The organism is Streptomyces boluensis (assembly GCF_009908195.1).
Classification (GTDB): Bacteria; Actinomycetota; Actinomycetes; order Streptomycetales; family Streptomycetaceae; genus Streptomyces; species Streptomyces boluensis.
Window position 1 is genome coordinate 1 of the sequence record NZ_JAAAHS010000690.1, and the last position, 1,670, is coordinate 1,670.

The following is a 1,670-nucleotide window of genomic DNA, read 5'->3' on the forward strand; positions in this document are numbered from 1 at the left end:
GGGTGAGGTCGTGGGTGGGGGCGCCTTCGGGTGGACAGGGGATGTCGTTCTCGTGGAATGTCTCGCGGACCTCTTCCTCGGACGTGTTCAGGATCTCTGCGATGGCTCGGAGGGCGGCGGGTGTGGGAAGCGGGCTGTCTGACCGGCGGGGCGGGGTGTTGTCGTAGTCCGTCACGAGCACCGACTGTTCGATGACGCGGACGTGGAAGCCGAGCGCTTCGAGGTGCCGTGTTGTGTGCTCGAATCCTCTGCCGCCGATGTGGAGGCGCTTCCGCACGGTGATCGAGCGGGCTTCGTGCTCCGAGCCGGGGACGCTCGCTTCCTCCGGCGGAGGCAGGAAGGTAAGGGCGTCCCGACTCTCGGCAGGAAGGTCGGCGTGCTGCTCGGGCAGAGGCGTGGGTACGTCCGGTACGCGGTACCCCAGACGTGCCAGGCGCTCCGCCGCGAGGGCAGGACGTTCCTGGGTGTACAGATGGGCGAGGGGGACCCAGCCACCGCGGGGAAGCCAGACCGGAGGGGTGCTCCTGACGGGGCGGTTCAGGCACAGCAGCGGCAGATCCACCTGTCCGATGTGGGCCAACTCCGGATCGATGTCCAGCTCGTATCCGATGGCGCGCAGCCGATCGGCGGTCTGGGATACGGGGAGGGAGGCCCGGTGGGCCGCGTCGAGGACCTCGGTGTCGGTCACTGGAGTGCTGCCGAGCCAGGGCAGGAGCGCGTGCAGCAGTTCCACTGCGGGGTCGTCGATTTGGAAGGACCTGTTGCGTCGCGCTGGCATGCCGTACACGGGAGGAAATGCGTGCTCGGTAAGCGTGTAGACGCTCCTGGGCCACATGTACAGCCTCCGCGTGATGAGCAGAGTCGTATCGGTCGGCGTGGCCGTCGGCTCGGGCGCGTCGAAGTCGATGCCGAGCAAGGTGCGGAGGCGCCAGCGGAGCACTGGTTCCGGCATGCACAGGATCAGGAGGGTGGCGAGCCGGTCGGTCTGCGCAGGGTCGTGGAACTGCCCGGTGGCGGTGGGCAGAAGCAGCAGATCGGGCTCGAACAGCCCGGTGCGGGCCACGTCCAGTTGCCAGTGGTCGAGGCTCCAGGTGACCTGTCGTCGCGCCGCCTCCACGAGGATCGCCTCGGCGAGTGTGGCGTCCTCGGACCAGAGGTGGCCCAGCCATGCCGGGTTGAGGGTCCCGGAGCTCTCCAGTAACTCGTCGATGGCACCCATGGAGCGGTCGTGCACCAGGTCGTGGTCGTGAGAGCGGAGCGTGCGGCGATCGACGGAGAGGGTGGCCTGCTGGTCACCGCAGAGGTCGACGACCCGCCCGAACAGCGTGCGTGTGGCGTAGATCCCGTCCACGAGCACGGCGCCGGGCCCGTCCGTCCACCACATGCCGGAACCGCGTGCCGGTTGGGCGGTCCTGGGAAGCTTCATGAAGGAGGGTGATCCGTCATCTTGCCGCGGAAGGACGAAGGCGGACCAGGAGTACCAGCCGCTTAGGGGGGCCAGGGAGCGGCGGGTCGAGGAGCGCGAGGCAGGCGGCTTCGCAGGAGCGGTGACCAGCTCACCCGGCTCCCACTCCACCGACCCCGAGCCCTCGCCCGGCACCCGCACCCGGTACTGCCCGACCCACAACCACTCCTTCAACTGCTCGGCACTGGAGGGCATCTCCTTCCCC

At 68.8% G+C, this 1,670-nt stretch carries 1 protein-coding gene; it reads right to left on the bottom strand.

The annotated features are described in order from the left end of the window. Window positions 1–1,426: wHTH domain-containing protein (locus tag GUY60_RS37465; RefSeq protein WP_161705961.1), on the bottom strand; the 1,426-nt coding region annotated here is incomplete at its 3' end. Window positions 1,427–1,670 lie beyond the last annotated feature (244 nt).